At 50.0% G+C, this 23,622-nt stretch carries 29 protein-coding genes; 10 read left to right on the top strand and 19 right to left on the bottom strand.

Annotation, left to right across the window (positions count from 1 at the left end; genetic code table 11):
- Positions 1 to 54 precede the first annotated feature (54 nt).
- Genes IG193_RS07200 through IG193_RS07190 form a run of 3 tightly spaced genes read right to left on the bottom strand, consistent with a single transcriptional unit; the run spans position 55 to position 2,211 of the window.
- Complete coding sequence (locus tag IG193_RS07200) at positions 55 to 1,122, bottom strand: TIGR04084 family radical SAM/SPASM domain-containing protein (protein WP_192818507.1); 1,068 nt, start codon at positions 1,120 to 1,122, stop codon at positions 55 to 57.
- A 47-nt stretch (positions 1,123 to 1,169) separates the two neighbouring features.
- Positions 1,170 to 1,901 (bottom strand): hypothetical protein, encoded by a 732-nt coding sequence (locus IG193_RS07195; protein WP_192818506.1) that lies wholly within the window; start codon positions 1,899 to 1,901, stop codon positions 1,170 to 1,172.
- Positions 1,902 to 1,947: 46 nt separating this feature from the next.
- Positions 1,948 to 2,211, bottom strand: a complete 264-nt coding sequence (locus IG193_RS07190) for a hypothetical protein (RefSeq protein WP_192818505.1) — start codon at positions 2,209 to 2,211, stop codon at positions 1,948 to 1,950.
- Between the two features lie 68 nt (positions 2,212 to 2,279).
- Between IG193_RS07190 and IG193_RS07185 the strand changes: the two genes are divergently transcribed.
- Positions 2,280 to 3,140, top strand: a complete 861-nt coding sequence (locus tag IG193_RS07185; protein ID WP_192818504.1) for an NAD(P)-dependent oxidoreductase — start codon at positions 2,280 to 2,282, stop codon at positions 3,138 to 3,140.
- Between the two features lie 3 nt (positions 3,141 to 3,143).
- Here the strand turns inward: IG193_RS07185 and IG193_RS07180 are convergent, their stop codons facing one another.
- From IG193_RS07180 to IG193_RS07160, 5 genes are read right to left on the bottom strand one after another with little or no spacing between them, the layout of a single operon-like run.
- On the bottom strand, positions 3,144 to 4,205 hold the full coding sequence (locus IG193_RS07180) for a hypothetical protein (RefSeq protein WP_192818503.1): 1,062 nt from the start codon (positions 4,203 to 4,205) through the stop codon (positions 3,144 to 3,146).
- Between the two features lie 6 nt (positions 4,206 to 4,211).
- Positions 4,212 to 5,042 carry a hypothetical protein gene (locus tag IG193_RS07175; RefSeq protein ID WP_192818502.1) on the bottom strand — a complete coding sequence of 277 codons (831 nt, stop codon included), beginning with the start codon at positions 5,040 to 5,042 and terminating at the stop codon, positions 4,212 to 4,214.
- Positions 5,042 to 5,848: a hypothetical protein gene (locus IG193_RS07170; RefSeq protein ID WP_192818501.1), complete on the bottom strand. Its 807-nt coding sequence runs from the start codon at positions 5,846 to 5,848 to the stop codon at positions 5,042 to 5,044. Before IG193_RS07170 ends, IG193_RS07175 begins: the two co-directional genes overlap by 1 nt.
- A 5-nt stretch (positions 5,849 to 5,853) precedes the next feature.
- Complete coding sequence (locus tag IG193_RS07165) at positions 5,854 to 6,369, bottom strand: Rab family GTPase (RefSeq protein ID WP_192818500.1); 516 nt, start codon at positions 6,367 to 6,369, stop codon at positions 5,854 to 5,856.
- A gap of 39 nt (positions 6,370 to 6,408) precedes the next feature.
- Complete coding sequence (locus tag IG193_RS07160) at positions 6,409 to 7,602, bottom strand: pyridoxal phosphate-dependent aminotransferase (RefSeq protein WP_225876069.1); 1,194 nt, start codon at positions 7,600 to 7,602, stop codon at positions 6,409 to 6,411.
- A gap of 151 nt (positions 7,603 to 7,753) precedes the next feature.
- Between IG193_RS07160 and IG193_RS07155 the strand changes: the two genes are divergently transcribed.
- On the top strand, positions 7,754 to 8,227 hold the full coding sequence (locus IG193_RS07155) for a hypothetical protein (RefSeq protein WP_192818498.1): 474 nt from the start codon (positions 7,754 to 7,756) through the stop codon (positions 8,225 to 8,227).
- 6 nt (positions 8,228 to 8,233) lie between these two features.
- On the opposite strand, the gene IG193_RS07150 is transcribed toward IG193_RS07155, so the two are convergent.
- Both IG193_RS07150 and IG193_RS07145 read right to left on the bottom strand, forming a co-directional pair.
- The gene (locus IG193_RS07150; protein WP_192818497.1) at positions 8,234 to 8,536 is read right to left on the bottom strand and encodes a hypothetical protein; all 303 of its coding nucleotides are present in this window, start codon (positions 8,534 to 8,536) and stop codon (positions 8,234 to 8,236) included.
- A 33-nt stretch (positions 8,537 to 8,569) separates the two neighbouring features.
- On the bottom strand, positions 8,570 to 8,800 hold the full coding sequence (locus tag IG193_RS07145; RefSeq protein ID WP_192818496.1) for a hypothetical protein: 231 nt from the start codon (positions 8,798 to 8,800) through the stop codon (positions 8,570 to 8,572).
- Between the two features lie 31 nt (positions 8,801 to 8,831).
- Here IG193_RS07145 and glmS point away from each other — a divergent pair, with 31 nt between their 5' ends.
- The 4 genes from glmS to IG193_RS07125 are packed head-to-tail and all read left to right on the top strand — an operon-like array spanning position 8,832 to position 13,838.
- Positions 8,832 to 10,649 (top strand): glutamine--fructose-6-phosphate transaminase (isomerizing), encoded by a 1,818-nt coding sequence (gene glmS, locus IG193_RS07140; RefSeq protein WP_192818495.1) that lies wholly within the window; start codon positions 8,832 to 8,834, stop codon positions 10,647 to 10,649.
- A gap of 2 nt (positions 10,650 to 10,651) precedes the next feature.
- Positions 10,652 to 11,833, top strand: coding sequence for a sugar phosphate nucleotidyltransferase (locus tag IG193_RS07135; protein ID WP_192818494.1), 1,182 nt, complete (start codon positions 10,652 to 10,654; stop codon positions 11,831 to 11,833).
- Positions 11,833 to 12,942 (top strand): glycosyltransferase, encoded by a 1,110-nt coding sequence (locus tag IG193_RS07130; RefSeq protein WP_192818493.1) that lies wholly within the window; start codon positions 11,833 to 11,835, stop codon positions 12,940 to 12,942. Before IG193_RS07135 ends, IG193_RS07130 begins: the two co-directional genes overlap by 1 nt.
- A gap of 32 nt (positions 12,943 to 12,974) precedes the next feature.
- Positions 12,975 to 13,838: a nicotinamide mononucleotide deamidase-related protein gene (locus IG193_RS07125; protein ID WP_192818492.1), complete on the top strand. Its 864-nt coding sequence runs from the start codon at positions 12,975 to 12,977 to the stop codon at positions 13,836 to 13,838.
- Here IG193_RS07125 and IG193_RS07120 read toward each other — a convergent pair.
- The 4 genes from IG193_RS07120 to IG193_RS07105 form a co-directional block, all read right to left on the bottom strand.
- A complete protein-coding gene (locus IG193_RS07120) occupies positions 13,828 to 14,157 on the bottom strand; it encodes a hypothetical protein (protein WP_192818491.1) in 330 nt (109 codons plus the stop codon). The two genes, IG193_RS07125 and IG193_RS07120, sit on opposite strands and share 11 nt — an antisense overlap.
- A 9-nt stretch (positions 14,158 to 14,166) precedes the next feature.
- Entirely contained in the window at positions 14,167 to 15,150 is a 984-nt protein-coding gene (locus IG193_RS07115; RefSeq protein WP_192818490.1) for an SPFH domain-containing protein, read from the bottom strand.
- Positions 15,150 to 15,650 (bottom strand): hypothetical protein, encoded by a 501-nt coding sequence (locus tag IG193_RS07110; protein WP_192818489.1) that lies wholly within the window; start codon positions 15,648 to 15,650, stop codon positions 15,150 to 15,152. The genes IG193_RS07115 and IG193_RS07110 overlap by 1 nt, the downstream gene beginning before the upstream one ends.
- Positions 15,651 to 15,721: 71 nt before the next feature.
- The gene (locus IG193_RS07105) at positions 15,722 to 15,886 is read right to left on the bottom strand and encodes a DUF5679 domain-containing protein (RefSeq protein ID WP_192818488.1); all 165 of its coding nucleotides are present in this window, start codon (positions 15,884 to 15,886) and stop codon (positions 15,722 to 15,724) included.
- Between the two features lie 240 nt (positions 15,887 to 16,126).
- Here IG193_RS07105 and IG193_RS07100 point away from each other — a divergent pair, with 240 nt between their 5' ends.
- Positions 16,127 to 16,459 (top strand): transcriptional regulator, encoded by a 333-nt coding sequence (locus IG193_RS07100; protein WP_192818487.1) that lies wholly within the window; start codon positions 16,127 to 16,129, stop codon positions 16,457 to 16,459.
- Here IG193_RS07100 and IG193_RS07095 read toward each other — a convergent pair.
- Genes IG193_RS07095 through IG193_RS07085 form a run of 3 tightly spaced genes read right to left on the bottom strand, consistent with a single transcriptional unit; the run spans position 16,413 to position 19,859 of the window.
- Positions 16,413 to 17,831 (bottom strand): UbiD family decarboxylase, encoded by a 1,419-nt coding sequence (locus IG193_RS07095; protein WP_192818486.1) that lies wholly within the window; start codon positions 17,829 to 17,831, stop codon positions 16,413 to 16,415. The genes IG193_RS07100 and IG193_RS07095 overlap by 47 nt on opposite strands.
- Positions 17,832 to 17,858: 27 nt before the next feature.
- A complete protein-coding gene (locus IG193_RS07090) occupies positions 17,859 to 18,278 on the bottom strand; it encodes a DUF2153 family protein (protein WP_225876068.1) in 420 nt (139 codons plus the stop codon).
- A gap of 48 nt (positions 18,279 to 18,326) precedes the next feature.
- Positions 18,327 to 19,859, bottom strand: coding sequence for an AMP phosphorylase (locus IG193_RS07085; RefSeq protein ID WP_192818485.1), 1,533 nt, complete (start codon positions 19,857 to 19,859; stop codon positions 18,327 to 18,329).
- A gap of 100 nt (positions 19,860 to 19,959) precedes the next feature.
- On the opposite strand from IG193_RS07085, the gene IG193_RS07080 reads away from it, so the two are divergent.
- The 3 genes from IG193_RS07080 to IG193_RS07070 are packed head-to-tail and all read left to right on the top strand — an operon-like array spanning position 19,960 to position 22,483.
- Positions 19,960 to 21,798: an aldehyde ferredoxin oxidoreductase family protein gene (locus tag IG193_RS07080; protein WP_192818484.1), complete on the top strand. Its 1,839-nt coding sequence runs from the start codon at positions 19,960 to 19,962 to the stop codon at positions 21,796 to 21,798.
- A 5-nt stretch (positions 21,799 to 21,803) separates the two neighbouring features.
- Positions 21,804 to 22,040: a MoaD/ThiS family protein gene (locus IG193_RS07075; protein WP_192818483.1), complete on the top strand. Its 237-nt coding sequence runs from the start codon at positions 21,804 to 21,806 to the stop codon at positions 22,038 to 22,040.
- A 47-nt stretch (positions 22,041 to 22,087) separates the two neighbouring features.
- Positions 22,088 to 22,483, top strand: coding sequence for a hypothetical protein (locus IG193_RS07070; protein WP_192818482.1), 396 nt, complete (start codon positions 22,088 to 22,090; stop codon positions 22,481 to 22,483).
- Here the strand turns inward: IG193_RS07070 and IG193_RS07065 are convergent.
- Together IG193_RS07065 and IG193_RS07060 are read right to left on the bottom strand one after the other, a co-directional pair.
- Complete coding sequence (locus tag IG193_RS07065; RefSeq protein ID WP_192818481.1) at positions 22,480 to 23,166, bottom strand: DUF120 domain-containing protein; 687 nt, start codon at positions 23,164 to 23,166, stop codon at positions 22,480 to 22,482. The two genes, IG193_RS07070 and IG193_RS07065, sit on opposite strands and share 4 nt — an antisense overlap.
- Before the next feature lie 61 nt (positions 23,167 to 23,227).
- Positions 23,228 to 23,614, bottom strand: a complete 387-nt coding sequence (locus IG193_RS07060) for a hypothetical protein (RefSeq protein WP_192818480.1) — start codon at positions 23,612 to 23,614, stop codon at positions 23,228 to 23,230.
- Positions 23,615 to 23,622: the final 8 nt, after the last annotated feature.

The following is a 23,622-nucleotide window of genomic DNA, read 5'->3' as shown; positions in this document are numbered from 1 at the left end:
TACTACACGCGGGGCTTTACTTTTCTTACTTTTGCTCCAATTCGTGTATATTTTTCACGGGATAACTTCAACGGTGTTATTAAAGGTGGGGTAAAGCAAGTCGTTTTTCTTTATGACGCCCCTGTCAAGCATGTCGATTATCAGGGGAGTTGCCGAGAGTACAAGTTTCACGAGCTCTTTTGACGCTTTACAGATCTCTTGGAAGCCTTTGTCTCCCCAGTATCTCTCCATGTACGCGTAAAGGCAACGCCCCCCGCAGTACCTGAAGTAGGAGCATTGAGTGCACGGCTGTCTAATCCAGTTGGCTTTGAGCCTGAGCCCTCTCGCTATGTCTCCGAGATCTGCCCATGCCTCTTCAACGGCTATTGGGCAAGCCTTTACTCTCCCATTTGTTAGTATAGACACAGAGTTCACGCCAGACCCACAAGGTGGAGCTGTGTACACGTCTCCGAAGATCGCCTGGGAGGCTATTGCCTTGAAGGGTGCTATTCCTAGGACTTTGCCGCTTCTAATTTCCGCGATCCACAACCTCATGAGCTTTCTCAAGCCTGGTATATAGCTCTCGTCTCTCCATTTCTCGAAATTTCTCCACCTGTCGCTCCACACGACGTCGAGTTGCCAGTGCACGTGGTCGAAGAGCCTCAATTCAAGTAGGTGCTTGACGTCTTCATATATGTCTGAGTCCTCGGTCACGGTCATACGGGCTACCAAGTCTCCCCTGAAGCCAATACTCCTGAGGTGCCCCGCGGCCTCCAAAACTTTCCTGTACACTCCCCAACCCCTGTGCTTGTCTGTCACTTCCGGCCTTCCGTCGATGGATAGAAGCACCGTTTCGAACCTCAGCCAGTAGCTGTCAGGTAGGAGGTGGTACAGGGTTCCGTTTGTTTGTATTACGAAACGCCTCGCCTTAACGTTGTCCATAAACCACTTTATATACTCTGCATTGAGGAGAGGTTCTCCGCCGTAGAACGCGACCGTGGCATCAGGATCCCGCTCTACCACGTTTTTAATGTCTTCGGCGCGGTATTGAATGCTCCACGGTACTTTGTGCTGCGGAAAGCTCCCGCCACAGTAGCTGCATTTCAAGTTACACTTACCGGTCGTGAACACTATGTAGAGCACACTAGCTTCACTCTCGCTGTTCTTAAAACTTTGATGAGAAAGATCTACTATGGGGAGACCTTTAACCTCGGCGGGTAACTATCGGCTTGAGTCCATGTCCTTCCATTTGCCGTCACAACGATATAGTAGCCCTTTAGCCTGAACGAAGACGGTTCCTTTGGGCAAAACTCATGAAGCCCAGATCCGTATCCAGCTACAGAGTAAATAGGAACGTTTGGTAAGGATAGGTAGTCTGCAAGGACATCGGCCTTGTACGTAGACGGTGGATAGGTGTATACTTGAAAGTACACACAATCTCCTAACCTGACGTCTAGGCTCTGCCACCCCGCCCACAGGAAAGGTTGCTTCTCGTATTCTGTCTGCATCTCTGTTACTCTCGTGAAATTAAGCAAGTGTAGCCCAACAAGGTGGGTTATGAGCGGATCAGGAACCCAACTGTAGGTCACTTTGCAAGCCCCTCTAGGAGGCTCTGGCGTCGACGAGTTCAGGTGCAAGATACTCGTTGTCCGAGGCATTAAAGTTACACTACTTAGTTCTCCGCGGAGCAGCACCCCGTTCGAGCAATTTACAGTGACTACAACCTTGCTAACCCTCACGGGGAGGAAGTACGTATTAGGGAAGTATAGCCTGACTTCGGTGAAGTAGTTTCCACGGCCTGTCATGTTGATTCTCGAAACCTCTACGAATGCGGGCTCCACAGAGAAGATGACGTAAAATTCTACGAGCTCGTATACGAGTAAAAGGAATACGAGCACTAGGAGAATGTGCTTCAATTTCATTGCAACCACGATACCAGTGCTGGTTAAAAATGTCTAGCCTTGGTTGCTAGAGCCTCGCTATGAGTTCCTCGATGCATGAGATGTATCTGTCAAATTTCTCGCACTTGAGTATGGTGAGCCCAGGGATGCCTTCATATCTTAGCCTTAGCTCCACGAGCCTCCCCCCTTCCTCATGGAAACGTATCTTTGCTCTTTTCACGCCCGAAACTACTTCCAGCACGTACTCGCCCTCCTCGATGACGCGCTTAGTCGAGTACCCTTTCTCTTGTAGTTTCCTCTCTACGAGTTCTAGCGCCTCCAGCGGCTCCAAGAACCTCCACCTACCTGAACCTGGAAGAAGAGACTTAAATAGTTGTCCATAGATTCTAGAAGATTGCCATGCAAAAAGTCGCCTTCCTAGGAACAGGACTTATGGGCTTCAATATGGCGAGGCGCCTCGCCGAGAGAGGCTTCACCGTGGTGGCCTGGAACAGAACTTATAGCAAAGCAAAGCCTCTCGAGTTGTATGGAGTGAAAGTAGTAGAAGATTTGCCTCGCGCAGTTGAAGGGGCAAGAGTAATCTCGGTAATGGTCTCTGACGATAATGCTTCGGAGACGGTTCTAGTAGAGGCTTTCAAGCATGCTAGTGAGGGGGCAGTCGTACTTAACCACTCGACGGTCACGCCAATGCACTCCGGTAAGATGTACCTGTCAGCGCGCGAAAGAAAGCTCTCGTACATAGCACTCCCAGTAATGGGCGGCCCCGCCGACGCATTACGCGGCGAGCTTGTGGGTATAGCGGGAGGAGATAGGGAGGTCCTCGATGAGATAAAGGGATACCAAGAAAGTTTGTTCAAGAAGGTATTTTATGTGAATAGCGCAGAGGAGGCCTCAGCAGTAAAGCTTGCCTTGAACAGTATCTACTTTTCAGCTATGATAGGCCTCGCCGAGGCATTAGTACTTGTCGAGGCTTGGGGTGTTACGCCTCAAAAGTTCCTTGATGTGGCAAGCGAGCTGTGGATCAGACCTATTATAGAGAGATATGGCAGTAGACTCCTAGCAGAGAATTACCCGGTAAGCTTCAAGCTCCGCCTCGCGGCTAAAGACATGAGTTATGCCCTGTCCTCCGGGTCAGAGAAGGGCTTCCCCCTACCGCACATTGCGACAATGGCACAGACCCTCCTAATAGCTTCTCAGAGCGGGAGGCTTGGCGAAGAAGATTACACGAGGATCTACAGATTCCTCAAGGGACTCCGCTAACCCCTACACTGCCGCGATTTCATACCACCTGTGCACCTTAACTGCCAGGTAGTCTACTATCCTAACAGGAGCGTAAAGAGCTGTTTTCACCAGGTAGGCGGCGAGAGCTTCCGATAGGCGTACTTGCACTTCGCGGGGGACTCTGCCGACGGCTACCTCAGCGTCTATGCCTGTCACAGCTTCTGGTGGAGCGTTATCGAACCCCTTCAACTGGAATTTTTCGTCGAAGTACCACCGTGCGAAAACTTTCCTTTGAGCGTTCTTTATCACGACTACTCCAATGAACCCCCTTGAAGGTCTAATAAGGTTCTCATCGATGTAAACGACGACTTTTCTAAGGCTCCTCCTACCAGAGATATCAAACTCGTGTTCCGATGCATAGGAAGCAAGGCTTTCGACTAGAAGCGAGACATCGGACACCTCCTTGGGTAGTATACTCTTAGGGATTTTTTCTACAGGGCGCTCTGAAATGAGTTCGATAAGCCTCCTCATGCTCTTCCCGTGTGCAAAAACATTCTCCCACGGTGGCTGCCACCAGTAATCAAAGCGCCTAAGCTCCTCCAGGTTAACTACTCTTTCTTCCAAGGTTCTGAAATTATTGTCGAAGAGTATTTCGGCTACAAGTTCCGGTTTTAAGTTCGCGGGTTTCGCTATGAGAGCCGCACCCCAGCTTCTTCTGCGAAGTAAGTTTCCAGGGAGGACGGCAAGTATGGACTCCTCTACTACAGGCTCTCTGTAGTGCCCTTCGAGGGCCTCGCGTACGGCCTCGATTATAGACTCGGTTTTCCCGGGGACGTACGTTTTACTCATCTTCACTACTCTCTCGTCTACATACCGTGCATTGAGGTAGGAGGCAATGACCTCCCCCGAGGCCCCTCCTACTACTACAGTTTCACTGGGCTCAAGTTTGAATTCCTCCGGGCAACGTGTAGAGGTCTTGTCTGGAGCATAGCACTTTACCGGCCTCAGATCTTCATCCAGGTATGCTAGGGGTATATCTTCATCCGATATATAGAGCATGGAGACCGGCGCACGTAGGGGCTCCGGGACGTAGATGACCTTCATGCAGGCCTACCTCTTGACTGCTACCACGGCAGCAAAGCCCCTCTCCCTGTTAACCCTTATGTTCGTGAAACGCGACTTCTGCAGATCTCCTGCGACTTGGTCTAGACTTGGGTATTCGGGAACGTCAAACAGGCCTAGGAGAGTCTTTAAGCCCTCACGGCTATTCAGGGGTAGGAGTAGTGCGAGTATCCCCCTTCGTTTTAGCAGAAGCATGGCAAGTGATACTATGCTCCGCCACCCTAGCTTCCAGCCTCCAAGGGATCCGGCGAAAAACATGTCAAGAGATTCCCTGAGTTTGTCTACTTCCTGGGCATTTTCTAGAGAAACTAGAGTTAGATTCATGGAGTAGCGGCGTACATACTCGTCTGTTATCTCCCTGAATAGTGTGTTTTCGAGGTTTGCTCTCTCAAGCATCAATACTTGTCTCCCACCTACCCTGCTCGCCACTCTAGCGAGCACTAGCGGCGTAACATTGTTTATTTCGCCGATGTTTGGAGAAGGGGGGAGCGGGGCCGTATTGAGCACCCACTCTAGAGCCCTCTTAACTGGTAGAACCTCGTAGAAGAGCTCGTTCATAAAAACATACGGGCGCCAGTCGCCGTCCCTGTAGGATCTGATGAGAGCCGTAATACTGTACCTAAAGAACTCTTGAAGTTGCGAGTCGTCCACGCTTATTCCCATACCCTTCAGCCTCTCATTAGCCGTTGCAACGAGAAACGGGAGGTCTCGCTTTAGATTATCGAAGTTCGCTGTTTTCGGGTGCCCTGCCTCTTGAAGTGCCCGATAGGCTTCTGGTAAGACGAGCACGAGTGCATCGTATACCGCTTCTTCGGACATTACTCGATCACCAAGTCAATAACGCCCCTCCTGTACAGTGACAGCAATGTTTCTGCGTACGAGTAGAGGATTTGAGGCATTTCTGTACCTAGGACTTCGCTTACTCTCAAGCCTACGGAGTCTACTGCACGCGATACGAAGTTGCCGTTATACTTCTCGTAAAGAATTGTTGGCCTATACTTCCTGACGAGTAAGGACTCTGGCAAGCGGGGCCTTATAGTAATTGTCGAAGCGTTTGCGACAAGCCAGAAAATCTGCTTAGCGTAAGTGAAAGGACTCTCCTCGACTATTACGTCAAATACTCGAATAGTGTTAATGTAGTCTGCGGGAAGCGTGGAATATGAGTTCTCGAAGACGTCTACTAAGAGCTCGAGCCATGCTTTGACGTGGTGGTAGCCTATGTCTCTCTGAAAATCCACCTCGAGGGTAGTATCCGAGGCAGACACCTTTATTGCCGTAGATGTCATACGCGTCGAGTACTTTAGCCTAAGATTGAGTTTCCTCGATTCTATGATGAAGCCTGCTATGTTGCGTAGTCCCTTCACGTCGCCTTCAGGTATGTTTACCTCGAATATACCCCTCTCAGGAGCCTGGAGGATTGAGAACACTCTAATTCCTCTTTCGTCGCCGTTCCTGTCGAAGTATACAACTAAAACGTGGTCAGAGTGGGGTACCGCTACGCCAGCTAGCCCGAGGGGATTAATCTTTGCTTCTTCCAGCACATTTGTGGAAATATTTACAGAGAACTCACTTCCACATCGCGGACACTTGATCTTTGCTATCCTCACAATTTCAGCTTTGCTCATACGTCCTACCTCTTCGATAAAATAACTTTTATGAGTTCTAGAAAAGGCTTTTCGACTTCTATCATCTGTTTGGCTGAAACTTCGAAATAGCCTATGAAGTTATGTGTTCTGGCATACTCTTCTGCAACCTCTCTTTGAACCATCCTGTACTCTTCCAAATCTTTCTTGTTTCCGACTAAGACGGAGGGCGTAGGGCCTAGCACTTGCTCCGCTATCCTGCGCCAGTCATCTATCTCCTCAAAGGTTTCTTCGCGTGTTATGTCATACACGTAAATTATACCCTTGGCACCCCTAAGAAAAGCAGGAGCCAGAAAGCGGAATCTGTGCTCTCCGCCTAGATCCCACACTGCTACACTAACCTCGCTACCGTCGCTGAACCGCATCTTCCTAAAGAAGTGCTGAATGCCTACAGTCAGTCTCTCGCTTGCGTTGAATGGGTTTCCCGAGAAAACGCGTGCTAGACTAGTTTTCCCAACTCCTCCGGGCCCGCATAACGAGATCTTCACTACATTTCCGTTCAAGCTAATCTACTTAAGAAAAAACCTAGATTAGATAAATTTTTATCCCTCAATCCAGGATCTTATCCTCTGGACTCCTTTCTCTATATCCTCCTCTCTAACCGCAAACGAAAATCTCAGGTGACCCGCACCGGCTTCCTTGGGGAAGGCTGTACCCGGGAGGACTACAACTCCTCTTTCCTCTAGAAGCCTGTCTGCCAGCTCTCTCTCGTTCTTCATCCCCTTCGCCCTTATAACTTTCGAGAAATCCGGGAAGATGTAGAACGCTCCCTCAGGCTTAACAACCTCCACGCCTTTTATTGACAGTAGTTTGCTGTATATGAGGTCACGTCTACGCCTGTATTGCTCCAGTATAGGCTTAAACCACTCGAGCCCGTCTCTCAAAGCCTTCGCAGCTGCTATCTGGGCAAAGGTTACGGGACAGGAGTACATGTTGTTGGCGATAACTGAGAGCTTGGAGACAAGCTCCCTGTTCGCTACGACGTACCCGAGCCTCCACCCCGTCATCCCGAATGTCTTGGAAAAGCCGTTCACATAGTAGACTACGTCCCTCCAGTAGTCGGTTTGCAGTGTCGAGTGGTGGTGCCCTTCGTAGACAAAGTGGTCGTAGATCTCGTCTGACAGCACCACGAATTTCCTCTCGTAGGCGAGCTCTACTAGCGATTCTACGTCTCTTCTGTCCATCGTGGAGCCTACTGGGTTTTCAGGGTAGTTTATAACGACCATCCGCGTCTTATCAGCTACGAGCCTTTCTATGTCTTCGAATTTTATCTTATAGTTGTTCCCCTTGTGGAGCCTGAAGAACTTTACCCTTGCGCCGATAAAGTTTGCTACGGATTCGTAGAGAGGGTAAGAGGGGTCGGGAATTATCACCTCGTCTCCGGGTTCTAGGAGAGCCAACATTCCAATGAAAACCGCGGCCTTTGCACCAGCAGTTATCGCTACCTCATCCGGCCTAATATCTAGTCTGTACTTCTCGTTGAGAAATTCTGCGACAGCCTCCCTTAACTCGGGCATCCCCAGGCTGGGACCATAGCCGTTGAAGCCCGCGTCCATCGCCTCCTTTGCGTACGCTATGATATGCGGTGGTGGCTGGAAGTCGGGCTGGCCTATCCCAAAAGAAACAACGTCGACGCCACGGCGCTTTAACTCCATGCTACGTGCCAGGTAGACGAAGGCTTCCTCGGCCCCGAGGCGGCTCGAAGAAGAGCTAACTCTCAGGATTGGACTTGTCACATAAGAGTAAGAGTTGTCCAGCATTTATTCCTTAGCATACATGTTCATGAACTCGCCTCCCGTAGCCAAGTAACAGCATCGTGATAAAATGTGCTTTTCTAAGTGATAAAAGTTTAAAAACCTTGCAGTGAAAATTTAAAATGAGGAGGTTATGGAGGATCTTGTAAAGAGCGTCGATCAAGTATTGAGACTAGTGGAAGAGGGCATAAAGGAGAGAAGATTCCCTGAAGCTATGCGGACTTACGTTGAACAGCTCGGGAGGAACTTGAGGCTATTCCTGGATGTTGTAGAGATAAGTGCGCTGGAAAACACTATTCAGTCCCCGATAAGTCCCAGCTCCCGGGGTGCAATGTTCAACCTCCGCAAGGCATTCTATGCCACGCTTACCAGGCTGGTAAAAGAACAGGGGGTTGACCGTAATAGGAGTCTTGAAGAGTGGAAGAAGGCGGCCAGTAGATTGATCGAGGAGATTGAGAAACGGGGGATTACTGAGGCCCCCTGCAAGATTTTCTTGACGTACACCGTTATGAGCGATGGGCAGTCCAAGTACATCAGCTTCAAGGATGCAAGAGTCTTCTACTTTGATCTCGAGGGTATTGTAAGGATAGACTTAGCGACAAAATAGGGACTCTCAAGGACTAGAGCGGCGCTCATCGTACGGCTGGTTCATAGTAGTGGAGAGTAGCGTCTTGACCTCCTCCTCTCCCAAAATAACCTCGGCTAGCTTAATGAAGGTGGTAAAGTCGCCTTTCCGTCTAACCTCCCTCACCCTCTTCTTGTAGTAGGGGTGCTCGAAGACAAGCATCCTGGCCAGTTCCTCGAAGACCTTCCTACCTTCGCTGTTGAAACTATCATCTGAGAAGTACTTGTCCCTACCTATTATCAGCTTTCTAGCCAGGGTCTTTACGTCACGACCAAACGAGGGTGGCCTCATTAACTAAGCCTAAAAAAGGCTACTTTTTAGGAGTTATTTTACTTTTACGAGGTAGAGGTTCCCCATTGATTCTATGACTACACCCGGTGGTGGGGCAACTACCTGTTTTACCCTTATCCTCTTGCCGGCAACTCTTTTGAGGAACTCCTCCATTGTTATTTCCTCCATCTCCTCCCAGCCGTAAAAACACTGCTTGTTCTGTGGTTTCAAGACAACTAAGTAAAATGCCAAGTGATTCGGTAGTACGACAAATGCTATACGCACAGCTTATTAACCTCTACTAGGAAAGACTCCTGTGTGCGGGATTGTAGGGGTCATAGGCAACGGGATTAAAGCCGGTCAGATTCTAGGCGAGTGCCTACGGAAGCTAGAGTATAGGGGTTACGACAGTGTTGGCGTGGCTACCCTGTCAAGTGGGAAGATTAGAGTGTTGAAGGGTGCGGGGAAAATCGACGAGGTCGATGCAAGGCTCTGTTTCTCCTGCCTGGAGGGAGATGTAGGTATAGGCCACACTAGGTGGGCAACCCATGGGCCTCCAACAGACGAGAACGCGCACCCGCACACTGACTGTAGAGGCCGCGTGGCCGTGGTTCACAACGGCATCATCGAGAACTACATAGAGTTGAAGGAGGAACTCGTGAGGAGGGGGCATAGCTTTAGAAGCCAGACTGACACCGAAGTAATAGCACACTTGATCGAGGACAATCTCGCACGTGGACATGAACCGTATACAGCATTCCGGGAAACAGTATTGCGGCTTAAGGGTAGTTATGCTCTCGCAGTTCTAATCTCGGACACTCCTGATAGAATTTACTTCGCTAGGCGGCATTCACCCCTCGTAATTGGAGTTGGAGACAAGCTTGTTTTCCTAGCTTCGGACATCCCAGCATTCCTAGAATACACCAGGAAGGTTATCCCAATACACGATGGCGAGCTCGGATATGCATCACAAAGCACGATAGTAATCGAGAACATTAAAGGAGAAGCGATCAGCCCAGAGGGCCGCGTTATTTTCGTTGACTGGACACCTGAGTCGGCCCGCAAGGAGGGCTTCCCCCACTTCATGCTGAAAGAGATCCACGAGCAACCACGCGTGATTAACGATACAATAGCCGGGTTCGGAAGAGACTACGAGATGGGCGCAGAAATGTTGCATAGCGGGGACACTATTTTTGTCACGGCAGCCGGAACGAGCTACCACGCCTCGATGTACTTTGCTCTCCTCACAGCGAAGCTTACAGGGAGGAAAGTGATACCGTTCATATCAAGTGAGTACGAATCGTACATCCACTCTGCAAGTAGTGGAGATGTTCTTCTAGCCGTTTCCCAGAGCGGCGAGACAATAGACACTTTGATGGCTCTTAGAGCGTTTAAGGCTTTGGGGTGTAAGGTCGTCTCTCTGACAAACGTTATCGGGAGTGTCATCTCCAGGGAGAGTGATCAAGCAGTGTACATGAAAGCCGGTCCCGAAATAGGAGTAGCAGCCACGAAGACTTTTACCACGCAGCTCACCGCGCTCACCTGGCTGGCTCTGCTCATAGCGCAGAGAGGCGGCAGGCTTGACGCGGAGGGCATCAAGAGTACCAGGGAGCGTATTAAAGCACTACCGGATCTAGTCGAGGAGGTAATTATGAAGTACGAGGGGTGGGCTAAGGGCATGAGTAGACTTATCGCGGCAAAGAGCAGCGCGTACTACCTGAGTAGGGGGCTCGGACTCCCCATAGCACTCGAGGGTGCCCTGAAGCTGAAGGAGGTTGCTTACGTTCACGCCGAGGGATATCCTGCTGGGGAAAGCAAGCATGGCCCAATAGCTCTCGTCGAGCGGGGGTTCCCTGTTGTCTTTGTATCTGTTGAAAAATCTCTTGAAAAGAAGTTGCTTGGTAACATAGAAGAAATGAAAGCTAGAGGGGCTTTCACTATCGGAATTATACCACAGGGTTCTGAGCTTGGCGCAAGGTTGGACGAGAAGGTCGTTATCCCGTCAAGGGACGAAGTTCTCTTACCTATCTTGGAAATAATCCCGCTACAGCTCCTGGCGTACTACACTGCTGTTGAAAAAGGAGTGGATCCAGACAAGCCTAGGAATCTCGCTAAAACCGTGACGGTAGAGTAGCCATGAAGATAGTAGTGTTAACTGGTGGAAGAACTAACCGAATGCTTCCCTTGACTGAGGGTTACTCTAGAGCCCTCTTGAGCATCATGGGAAGACCCCTCTTCATGTACTCGCTTGAGAGAGCAATCCGTGCTACTGGAGGTAAAGCCATTGTTGTAACATCAGAGGACGTCCCAATGGGAGAGATCATAAGGAGCATCAATGAGGCTGGCTATACTGCGAGCGTCTCTGTGAAAGTTCAAAAAGAAGCTGGCATCGAAGGGGCGTTACTGGCAGCTTCTAAGGCTCTCGAAGGAGATGAGTGGTTTATGATGGTTTACGGGGATGTTATAGTGGATGAGGATGCATTTAGGTTAGTTCTCGAAGTGCACAGAAAATCTGAGAGGCCTAGCTTACTCCTGGTTCCCAGTTCAAACGTCCAGGCATATGGTGTGGCTTTCGTCAGAGAGAACCTAGTCGCAAGGCTCGCAGAGACTGGTGCTGGGCAAGAGACTAGCTACGTCATAGGAGGAGTATTTATCCTCCCCTCTGAGTTCTTCTCGCTCATAGAAAAGGGGCTTAAATTCTTTGACGCCTTAAATAGCCTCGTCGAGAAAACCGGAGTTTACGCTGCATTCTGGACTGGCGAGTGGGTGGCTGTGGATTACCCGTGGGATCTCATCAACGCCTTTTATAGTTTAACAAAGAGGGGGTGCGGTAGAGTAGTGGCCCCCAGTGCACGGGTCTCTCCGGCGGCAATACTTGAGGGGTGCGTCATTGTTGACAATGGGGCTACCGTTGACCACTATGCTGTAGTAAAGGGGCCCGTTTACATTGGTAGGGGGGCTTTCGTGGGCAAAGGCGCCTTTGTCCGGGAGTATACGTCGATAGAGGAGGGCGCAGTTGTGGGCGCTCATACAGAGATTAAACGTAGCATTCTGCAACCATACTCGACCGTTGGGAGCTTCTCTCTAATCACGGACAGCGTGATAGGTTATAGGAGCGTCGTCGAGCCCCGTACAACCGTTCTAAGTATGCTACCGGACGACTTTACACTAGTAAGGGAGCTACCGCTCCAAGGGTTGGTTGGTAAGAAGAAGAAACTGGGGATATTCGTCTCTCCCTATGCTCGCGTCAGAGCGGGATCAATACTGGGACCTGCTCTGAAAGTTTATAGTGACGGCAGAGTCGAGGGCATACGTTGATGCCCCTAGTGTCTGTCGTAATAACAGCCCACCGTGAAGCCGAGAACTTGGAGGAACTCCTCGATTTTTTCACAGCACTTAGTGCACGAAAGTCGCTTGAAGTAATAGTCAGCGTGGACGAGCCCGGCGAGAAGTTGCGCAAGATAATTGAGGCTTATAGCGGGAAGGCTGTCTTCTCAGTTAGCGAGGCTAGAAGGGGGAAGGTAAGGGCATTGAATGATGCCTTGTCACTTTCACGTGGCGAAATAATCCTGTTCCTGGACAGCGATGTACGAGTAGAGGATCCCCTGTTCTTGGAGCGCCTCGAGTCGGTGATGGAGAAGGCTGATGTCGCCGAGATTAAGAAACTCGTCCCAGGATCATCTATTATAGGCAAGCTAGTCTACTACGACTATTTAACGTTTGGAGTAGCAAGCTACATTTTCGACAGAAGAGTAGGGCTCTGCGCCGGACTTAACGGAGCGGCATTCGCCTTCAGGCGGGCAGCACTCAAGGAATTGGGGGGATTTAAGAATAGTGTCCTCGAGGACATGGATATTGGCTTTAGGAGCTTTTTCCTCGGTCTACGGTACAAGTATTTCTACCAGTCGGCCGTGATTGTAGACCCTCCCACAAGTATTCTCGAGTGGGTTAACCAGAGGCTTAGATGGTCTACTGGTGCGTGGCTCTGGGTCAAAGAATACATGTTTCTCCTTCTAGGGAGCGCCGGCAAGCACTCACTCGAGTCGGCTGCCGCAATATTAGTGATGTTCCCCTGGATCGTCATTCTCCCAGTAGTCTTCCTTTCGTACATTCCGGGAGCCCTCGCTTTGATTATTACAGCGTGGCATCTAGCCCTCAGCTTATTCGCCTCTCTCCTCCCACTAGTCTATATTTTCGAGACCGTGATGGCTCTCCTGCCGCCTCAAGTGTTTTTCACCTTGCCGTACTTCCTCCTGTACTGTTTAAGCTTGTGGGTTGTTTCGAGAAGAATAGGCTATAGAGTTAATCCACTGTGGCTTACTCTGTACTTCTTCTTCTACTCTCCCATATGGCTGTCCATAATGTTCGCTGGCTTCATTAGAGTGTTTGTATTACGGCGAAAGGACGTCAGGGGGTGGAAACTTTAATCTAAAAGCTTTACAGTTTACCTGTGAGCGTGATGAAGGAAGAGACGGCTGAAGGCGTGACGAATAAACTAGAGGCTGAGCCCCCACAGATCCTAAACGAGGCGATGATCCTCAGCATAGGTAACGAGCTGCTCATAGGGAAGGTTTTGAATACTAATGCCCAGAGAATATCTGAGGAGCTGACAAGAATTGGTTTTATCGTCAGGGCAGCGCTAACAGTTAGAGACGATGTTTTGAGTATAGCAGAGGCCTTTAGGCACGCCATCTCCCGGCGAGTCCAGGTTGTTGTCTCAACTGGTGGCTTGGGACCGACGTTCGATGACAAGACAGTCGAAGGCCTTGCCCGAGCCTTAAATAGGCCCTTGGTTCTCAACGAGGAAGCCCTCAAGCTAGTAAGAGAAAAGTATGAGGCAAGGGGGCTCCCTCTAACGCCTGAAAGGGTTAAAATGGCATTACTGCCCCTGGGGGCTATCCCTCTCGAGAACCCCGTAGGAACAGCTCCAGGCGTATACGTCAGCTTCCGTGGGACGCACTTCTTTGTCCTGCCCGGCCCTCCGAAGGAGGTTGAAGCAATACTCACCGGTAGTGTTCTTCCGATCCTAAGGCGGATTTTCAGGGCTTTGGAGTTCTTAGAGGCGTCGTTTATTGTACGAGGCATACCTGAGTCGGAGTTTGCGCCGGTGGTGCAGAGGGCTGCCAGGAGCTACATGGGAGTCTACGTAAAAAGCCACCCGAGAGGGTTTGAACTCGGGGAGCCTGTTCTAGAGATACATTTGACGACCTATGGTGGGTTCTACAGGGGGCAACTAGCAGAATGTTTCGGTTTCCTCGTATCAATGGCCAAGAAAATGGGCGGGGAAGTAAAGATAAGCAGAGAACCCCCGTCTAGAGTATAGAGTACTTCTTGTCCGCAGCGTATGCAGATACAGCCGCCATGATCACTAAAACACCTAGGCATAAGGGCAGAGAGCTGTAGAGCCTGCAAATCTCTATGACTATGCTAGCTTCGATTAACAGGAGTGACCAGAATAGCAAGAACCCTCTCTTTGGGCATTTCCCAGAGGCGCAGGGAGTACTGAAGGCCCGAACTCCTAGAGAGAGGCCTGTGATCGAAATAGCAGATGGAAGTATGTCGTACCCGCTAATTACGCCTAATCCCACGAGTATTAGGAACAGCCCCCAGAGGACTAAGATGATAAGGTGGGAGGATTTCATCAGTGACGCCTACGTGAATTGGTATCCGCAGTACGGGCAGAACTTAGCGTTGAGCGGCACGTCACTGCCACACTTCGGACACTTCTTGGTTAGGGGTGTGCCACAGTTGTAGCAGAACTTAGCACCCGGCGGGTTCAACGTGCCGCACTTCGGGCACTGGACTCCCTGGAAGCCTGTACTTGCGACTTGTTGAGCAGGCGTAGCTGGGGCTTGTGCGGGAGGTGTAGGTGTAAGTAGCGGCGGTAGTATGACCATGCCTGTTCCTAGCGATGCACCGGGAGATTTTCCGAGTTCTTGCGCCACAGATTTAACTGTATCCATGCGCATGACTTCTGCAGCCGCCCCTGTCTGGGTAATCCAGAAAATTCTGTCACGGTACTCTGGCGTAGTATCTAGTCCTTCCATTTTTACGTCTATTAGCTCGAGCCCCACTCTCCTAAAGGATTCCAGAAGGTCGAGTTTAAGCTCTGCAGTGACCTTGTCTATGTTTGAGAAAACTTCAGCCAGCTTGTACTTGCTCAACGAGGCCATGGCGTTCTCCAAGAAGTACCCTCTCAGAAACTTGTTAACGGACTCTGTATCGAACGCCCTCTGCCCTCCGACGACTTCAACTACAAAGAGCTGGGGGTCAGCCACCCTGAACCAGAAGCTACCATAGAACTTTAGAGGGGCTAAGTCCTGCGTCTGTGTCTGCCCTCCAAACTTCCCTTGGAACTGTTTGGTGCTGATGAAAATTATTGTTGCCTTGAATGGCGTCTCTGAGTAGACGATGCCGTAAGCCCTCGACAGTAGCGGTATGTTGAGGGTTGAGAGAACATGCCTGCCAGGGCCTAGCACGTCATAGGCCTTTCCATCCCTGAAGAATACGGCCACCTGGTACTCTTCTACTATAACAACTGAGCCAAGCTGAATGTCATCGTTAGGGTACCTCCACACTATGTCGTCTGGCGACGGGTTGACCCACCTTATGACCTGTAAAGACCCCTTGGACATTACTGAACCACCTCGCCCCGCAGGATCTGTTCACGCATTTTGATGTCGTCTTCGAGTTGCCTGACAAGGTCAATTGTCGCGTTAAGTTTCTCCATGAACTCTTGGGGATCTGTTATTGTTGTCAACTCGAGCACTTTTTCCATTATCCTTGAGGCCTCGGATACAAGCTTGTAGTCGTACTCTAGGAGGCGTTGGAGCTCACTCTCCTCGACCTTAGCGCGGTCAAACAGTCCAGAGTACCCGTAGCTGGCATGCTTTATCATCTGAGAGGCCTTCATTAGCTCGAGCCTTAAATCATCTAGCCTCAGGGCTATGGATATGTTCTTCTTCTTCACCGCGGTAATCAGCCTCTCAACTTTCACGCGGGCGTCGTCGAGAATAGAGGAAATCTTCCTACGGACGAGCGCGTCATCCTCTCTCAACAACTCTTTCTGTTTGTACCCTCGGAAGCCCGGAATTAGTAACTCCATTTTTTCGAGAGGGGTGAGTTCTTTGCTCATCTAGACCATCACAGAAAAATTAGAAAAACACATTATATTTTTGATGTATTCCTTGAGTTTCTCCTGTAGCTCTACTGCTTAACTCTGCCCACAAACCTGTAGACAGTAGTGCCGCAGTGAGGGCAGGTGCCCTTGTAGGCGAGCCTGCCGTTCTTAAGCGTGACTTGCTGTGGGTTCTTCATCTCGACTTGTTTGCGGCACTTGACGCAGTATGCCATTATTTTCTGGTGGGACATTGGTTTTTCACCATGTGTATTGACCAATTGGAGATATATATTCTTTACGCGGTCAAAATCTCTTGTTTTATTTTATGAGCTAAAATCCAGCATTATTTGCAAAAAGAGATTTTTTTATCCAATTGCTCGCCGTAGGCTATTTTAAACAGAGAATTCAAATTGTATAAAGATCATATAAAGATCTGCCACGGCGAGATAACGCATTTATTGCCGATGTCATATATTCGCTCAGGTGCGTGTATGCAGGCTCCATGCGAGGCTATGAGCAGGAAACTCTTGCCGAGCATCAGGGGGATAATCGTCAAGTACATGTACGAGGAACTAGGCTTAACGCAACTACAGATAGCTCGCGTGCTCGGAGTCAGCCAGTCTAGTATAAGCCGGTATATAAACAGGCAACGCGGGACGTGGCCTGCTACGAGTGTGCCGGAGTTAGAGGGCAAAGTCAAAGAGGTTGCGAGGTTGCTTCTAGAGAACAAGATTAGGCGAGAAGAAGTGCTGTGTGAGATATGCAGGTATGTGAGGACTACGCATCCCGAAGTTCTCGAGAAATTTTCTCGTATAACTCCCTAAGTTTCTCAGGCTCCTCAATACCCTCAATATAGTCCTTCACGTAGTCCTTGAAATCCAGGTTAGTTGCATCCACTATGACCCGGGTATTTCTCTCGCTCCTCAGGGTGTCATCAGGGGAGGGAGTACTTAAGGCTAGAATCTTGTCGTGCCGCAGGCTCGTTATTAGATATTTCACCAGGTTGTCATCTTCTAGCCCTTGTATTTCACGCCCCTCTTTCAACACTATCACTGTGTCTATGTAGGGGGCTATGTTAAGCGAGAGCAGGAGGCTGCCAATCTCGAATGCGGATGTTTGCCGCGGCTCTTCTAAGGCAACTAGTAGTGTACGGTACGCATCGATACCGAGGAACTTTATCCAGGTGACGCCAGGTATGTGTAACTGAACGAGCTCTAGGACTAGTTTTTCTTCGATCCTCTTCAACTCGGCTATGTCGCTTCTCACGGGGCTTGTTATGGATGTGTAGAAGAATGCCGAAGGCTTGGCTAGTAGCGCCTTCACTCTTATAACTGGCATTGGAGAGCCGCCATACAGTCGCATGTCTTCGAACAGCATTTTACCCTCAGGCCTAACGTCTCCTGGCACTAGTTCGCCCGCAAGTATTATTTCTGCTTCAGCCGGAGCATATATGCCGTTCTCAAGCCTTACTAGGTTGAGCGGCGTGCCTGCCAGAGCCCCTGCAAGTAGGTATTTGTCTATCCAGGGAACCCAATTGATGCTTGCCGCAAGCTGCAAGTGCGGCGGTGACCCAATTGCAACCGCGACGCTGAGAGATCCTCCGTGTCGCGCTGCTTCCTCAATCAAGCTATAGGCCCTAGTACGGCGAGGCACATGCACGAGTAGAGCTTTCTCGTCGACTACTTGTACAGGTTGTGAGAATACCTCTGAGACTTTTGTCCTGGGATCCTGTAGTATAATCACGGGGTTCTTTATGACAGGGTATTCCTCTAGCGTATGGTGTCTTAATGCAGGCAGTTCCAGTAGGTTTATGTCAAAAGCTGTATACTGAAGGAAACCCTTAGTGGACTCCTGTACTTTGGGGAAAACATCCGACAACAATGCCAGGGAAGCCAGCTTGCTGAGCTTAGACGCCGAGTCTAGAGGCACACCTGAGAGCAGGGATACTAGTCTTCTGAATTTCTCGCGGAGGCCGTCTACGTCTTCTCTAAATACTACGTGAGACTTGCCGTAGTAGACATTGGTTACAAGCGGAAACTCTTTTCCCTCAATCCTGCTGAACAGCAGGGCCTTTATACTCTTCTCCGAGAGACGGGATACTAGCCATGGTATTTCATAGTGTGCCGATAGAGGTTCATCTATTTCAGCCACGAGATTATTTGCCCTCAGAACGTTCACTGTTTCCCTTAAGTTCAAGCGCTACACCTTAACTGTTGAACTGAACTAGTAACTTATGTGGAAGCGGTCTTCGCGCCTCGTTTCCTCTCTCGGAGCAAAAAGTATAGGGTTAAGCTTTCCGCTTTCTGCTAGCTTGAGTAGCATATCGCGAAACTCCGATGTGTGCTTGATGTCGAGCTCCAAGAGTTTCTTGAGGATATCCCAAACATTATGCTGTATGTCCACAAGCATTTCGCGCGGCATGTGACCTATTATGAAAGGATCCTGTAGCCATTTATCGAAGGCCTCAATAGTTTTTATCATGTGCGCAAAAGCCGCTCGCGTTGCTAGTATGAGCTCCAGCCTGTCTGCCCCCTCGAGCTCCTGTTCTATTGACTTTGCAGAGTCTAGGAATGTCTTCTGAGCCTCCACCCAGTTTGTGAGGTTATTTGCAAATAGCTTTATGAACTCGCTCACACTACTCACACTAGTTTAAGAGAGAACACGTAGCTAAAAAACTTGATGCGTGGCGTTTCATCTCTCTAGCAGAGGCCTCGAGGGTACAAAGGTTATTTTTTCAAGCATCATTTTCCTGCCTGCAATCTTGCCGATACCCACTGCTCGCAGAGTTTCAACAATCTTCTCAACAGCCTGTATCTTTACAGAACTGTACGAGTAGACTGTGAAGAGGGGGTCTCCTGCTTTAACCTTATCCCCTATCTTTACGTGGAGTAAAACTCCAGCGCCCTTGTCTATAGGTGCGCCTGCAGTCTTACCTATTAGAGCTATTGTAGGATTGTCAATATAGTAGACGAAACCGTCCTCCTCAGCGTACACGGTAAGAGTCTTTTCTCCCAAGGGAATGTCGTCGGGCTTTATCCCTGGGTTCCCACCTTGGGCTTCTATGATTTGTCTAAACTTCTTCTCAGCCTTCCCAGTCCTGAGAGCCTCGAAGGCAACGTCGAATCCGTTCTGTATCCCGATCATTTCGAGCAATGTTCCAGCTAGACTCACAGCCTTGTCTACCAGGTCGAGTGGTTTCAGCGAGTTTAGCGCCTGTAACGCTTCCCTAGCTTCTAGGGCTGGGCCCACGGCGTAACCTACGGGCTCCTCGGCATAAGTCGAGACAGCCTGTATCTTTATTCCTAGCATTGAGCCGAGTTCTATAAAGTCGTGTGCTATCCTACGCGCCTCTTCGAGAGTGCGGGCCTTGGTTCCCCGGCCCGTGGGCACGTCCAAGACTACGTGAGTTGACCCCACGGCTAGTTTTTTAGCTAGTATTGATGGCACGAAGAATGGGTCGATACCTAGTGGGTACTCCACCCTTATTATAATGTCGTCTGCCGGTGCCAGGTTCAATGCCCCACCCCAAACAATGCACCCATTTGTCTTCTCTATGACGCGTGTCATCTCCTCAAGAGGCAGGTTTACGGGAGCAATAGCCTCCATCCTATCTGCCGTACCCGCAGGAGAAGTTATAGCCCTGGAGGATGTCTTGGGTATAGTGAAGCCGAGAGAGGCTATTATGGGAACCACTAGGAGGCTTGTCTTGTCTCCCGGGACACCGCCGAGGCTGTGTTTGTCGAGAATTGTAGGTCTATTAAGTGAGAGCCTCCTCCCCGTCTCCACCATCGCCACTGTAAGGTTGTACGCCTCGTCTATCGAGAGACCTTGGAAGTGTATCGCCGTGACAAGCGCTGCCAGCTCGACTTCACTCAAAAGACCCCCAACGATGTCGCGCATTAGCTGCATTGCCTCTTCGAACGTGATTTTCCCTCTCACAAGCTTTTTCCGGATAACGTCTAGGGACTTTGGAGGCTCTGTGGGCTCAACGTGTACGGCTTCTCCCTCGTTTACTTGTAGAATCCTCGAAGCGTTCGTATAGATCCCGACAGAGTCCTGGGGGAAGTCTTTCGCTATAGTCACGGTGGCGATTATCTCCCGGGAGCCCGAAAACACTCTAACCCTATCGTTGGGCTTCAGATCGAGCTTTTTAGCTACAGTCTGATCCAGGACAACTGTGTAGTGCGCACTTTCATACGGGAGGATTACGACTTTGAGCTGCATATCTGCGCACCAGAGAGGGAGTAATGTCTATCTTTCACTGTTATATAAACTTTTCTAAGAAATTTTTAACTTTAAGCTAGAAAAATAGTTGTATGGGAGCATGAAGGGCTGGAATGGGAAGATCCTTTGGGTAGATCTTGCATCGAAGGAGGTTAAAGTCCAGGAGTATAGTGGAGACTTCGCCCAAAAATACATCGGCGGTAGAGGTTTCGCCGCCCGGCTACTTTGGGATCACCTCACCCCAGGCGTCGACCCTCTCTCTCCCGAGAACATTCTAGTAGTGGCTGCAGGGCCTCTAACAGGTCTACCTGGCCCGAGCACTGGGAAACTCGTAGTCGCTGCAAAGAGCCCGCTTACGCACGGATACGGAGACGGGAACATAGGGAGCAAAGCCGCTGTATACATGAGGTACTCAGGGTTTGATGCCGTAGCTATTACTGGGAGATCAGACAAGCCTATATACGTTCACATCTCAGATGGTAAAGTGGAGTTCTACCCCGCCGATGACTTGTGGGGGAAAGACACTTTTAGCAGTGAGCGCGTCCTAACGAGTAGACACGGCAAAAACGCTGGCGTACTGTTGATAGGGCCTGCCGGTGAAAACCTCGTAAAACTCGCGACGATAATCTCGCAGGAGGGTAGGAGCGGTGGGAGACCTGGAATCGGAGCAGTAATGGGTAGTAAGAACTTGAAGGCTCTGGTTTTCTCCGGTGAGAGGGCGCCCGAAGTCCATGACTTGGACGAGTATAGGAAAATAGCTGCAAGAGCTTACGCGGAGATCAAGAAGAAGCCTGGCTACTCTTTCTGGATGAGGCAGGGAACCATGATGACTATTCAGTGGTCTCAGGCAAATAGTGTACTACCTACGTACAACTTCAGTGAGGGCGTATTCGAGGACAGTGAGAAGATAGACGGCAACGCCATGGAAAAGGTGAAAGTCGGGCAGCGTGGGTGCCCAAACTGTAACATGACGTGCGGGAACTACATATACGACGACCAGGGAGAGATTTCCGAGCTCGACTACGAAAATGTAGCAATGCTAGGATCGAATATAGGGCTCGGAGACCTCAGAAAGATCGCGAGGCTGAACAGGCTCGCTGACATGTGGGGTGTCGACACCATAGGCCTCGGCTCAGTCCTAGGGTTTGCTGCCGAGGCGAGCGAGAAGAAACTTATCAGCGAGAAGGTGGAGTGGGGGGACTTTGAAGCTTTCGTGAAACTCTCCGAGGACATAGTCTACCGGCGGGGAGAACTTGGGAGACTCCTTGGAGAGGGCGTAGAGTATGCTTCTCAAAGGATGGGCGCAGAGGATATTGCAGTCCACGTTAAGGGCTTGAGTGTTTCGGCGTATGACTGCCACACGGCACCTGCCATGGCCTTGTCTTACGGTGTTAGCTCTGTGGGAGCGCATCATAAGGATGCTTGGGTAATTTCGTGGGAGGTTGCCCACGGCCGCTTTGAGTACTCGCGCGCTAAGGCCGAGAAAGTTCTCGAGCTCCAGAAGATCAGAGGGGGGTTATTTGAGACGCTAGTTTCCTGCAGGTTACCATGGGTAGAGGTTGGCCTCGAACTCGAGTGGTACGTTAACCTGTTTAACTCCGCGACCGGGCTAAAGTGGAAGTTTGAAGATTTCATGGTAGTCGCGGAGCGGGTGCTTAACTTGATAAGAGCCTTCTGGGTTAGGGAGTACACTGCTGAGGGTAGACGGTGGAACAGGCTCCTAGACTACCCGCCACGTAAGTGGTTCACCAAGCCTTTGACGAGGGGGCCCTTCAAGGGGGCTAGGCTGGATGCTCAGCGGTACGACGAGATGCTGGGGGCCTACTACAACCTTATCGGCTGGGATCACAGGGGAATTCCGCGGGCGTCGACGCTCGAGAAGCTTGGTTTAGGCGACGTCAGATGTGGCTTAGAGAAATTCACTGCACTAACGTATTGAGCCCTATGGCTAAGGTTAAAATCTATTACTTTGGCTTTCTCTCCGAGCTTTCGGGCAAATCCTACGACGAAGTAGAGCTCCCGGAGAGAGCCGGCGTGAAAGTCAAGGAACTTGTTAATGAAAGGATTAAACCCTTCCTCGACACTATAATAATCCTCGTAAACGACGTATCCGTTACGCCAGACAAAAGAGTGAAGCCCGGAGATACGGTTAAACTCTTGCCGCATATCGGAGGGGGGTAGAGCACGATTAATATTCTGGCCTAGCCTTATCTTTTCTCGCTGAGATTATGAGTGGATGCCCGGGACTTCTAGCCCACGTTGTTATAAAGCTTAGTGAGAGGCTCAGCCTGACAAGTGGCCAAATAGCACTGGCCGCAGAACTTGTAGCCCGAGAAAAATTCGCGGGGAAGAGTTCAAGTTCAACAGTCGATGCCATAAAGACTGTCTTGGAAAGTGTCGGAATGCATGGAGAAGTAGAAGTCGGGAACGATGCCTTTACCGTGAAAATACTGGGAGAGGAGAACTGTCCTCTAGAAAGGCTATGCCCAGTGCCGTTTTTCACAGCAGCAGGGTCTCGGATTTTAACTGGTGAGAGAGTCTATCCTCTAAGGGTAGACTCGCGGGTGGTCTTCAAGGAGAGTGGTTACTGCGTGTTTAGACTGAGAAGAGTGAAAGGTCTTTAGACGTTTATCTTTACCTCGACTTTGTCTCCATCCCTTAACTTCAGTTCATCTCGGAGTTTAACTGGCGCGATTAACTCGAGTATTTCTGGGCCGTGCTTCGTCTTCTCAATCTCCAGGGCGCCACCATATACGGTTACTCCGTTACCGGTTATCGCGGCTTTATATACCACGACACTGCAGTACTCTTTACCGTTGATTATAAAGCCAGGAATTTTCAGCCCCTTATTGCTTTTTCTCAGAAAAAGGCGTTTTTCAACGGATTCTTCGTCGAGCTTCACGTTTAGAGTACCGGGGTATGGTTCAAACCCCAGCGCGTCCCTGAATGCTTCGACGTACTTGGGTATACTCATGTACACGGCTCCCTCTCCCAGGCCTGGAACCACTACGCCCTGCAGGGTGAGTAGCGTACTCGAGTTGAAAATTGTGGCAAGGTCGGAGTATATTCTCTGGAGGAGGTCTGCCCCCCTAGGTGTGATTTTATAGGCTACGTAACGCCCGTAGTAGACTTTGCTGATATAGCCCTCACTCTCTGCTTTGTCAATTAGCTTCCTGAATTTCCAAGCGGAAAACCCCATGCTCTTCATGATTTCAGTGCGGCTGATTCGCTGTGGGAAAGCTAGGCACCCCCTTTTTGCGAGCTCCAGAAGTAAGGGCACGAGGTCGTAGAAACCCGTATTGGACATATGCGATTATACCCTGAATCTCATCACTATTTATCCCTGTTGCTAGCCAGACTTTAGGCGTTCACATGACAACATCAACTTCGCGTTTGGCGGCTACTACTCTGAAAATAAGTATCATTAGGGAACCAATAAAGGCCAGAATGTATGAGGCTACTGTGAGAACTCCCAAGAGGCTGAGAGAGACGGTGAGCGTGGCGAGATAAAATGGTGCTACGACTACGAGCCCCGCTTTCGTGCGCAGATCCCGCGCGTATAGGCTGTAGACCCTCCTGGAGAGCTCCAGGAGGAAGTAGGAGGATGTGAGAAGGGGTGGAAATATGAGGAGCCTTGCATCGGAGAAGACGTATGAGAGGACAGTACATGTAACTAGGCTGACGAGCATGAGGTTGACACTTTTCTCAGAGACTACTATAGCCTCGTCGAGTACATCTTCAAAGCGGGGCTTCATACCTAATG

It is taken from the genome of Infirmifilum lucidum (assembly GCF_014876775.1).
GTDB lineage: Archaea > Thermoproteota > Thermoprotei > Thermofilales > Thermofilaceae > Thermofilum > Thermofilum lucidum.
This window is presented reverse-complemented; position numbering and strand designations above follow the sequence as displayed.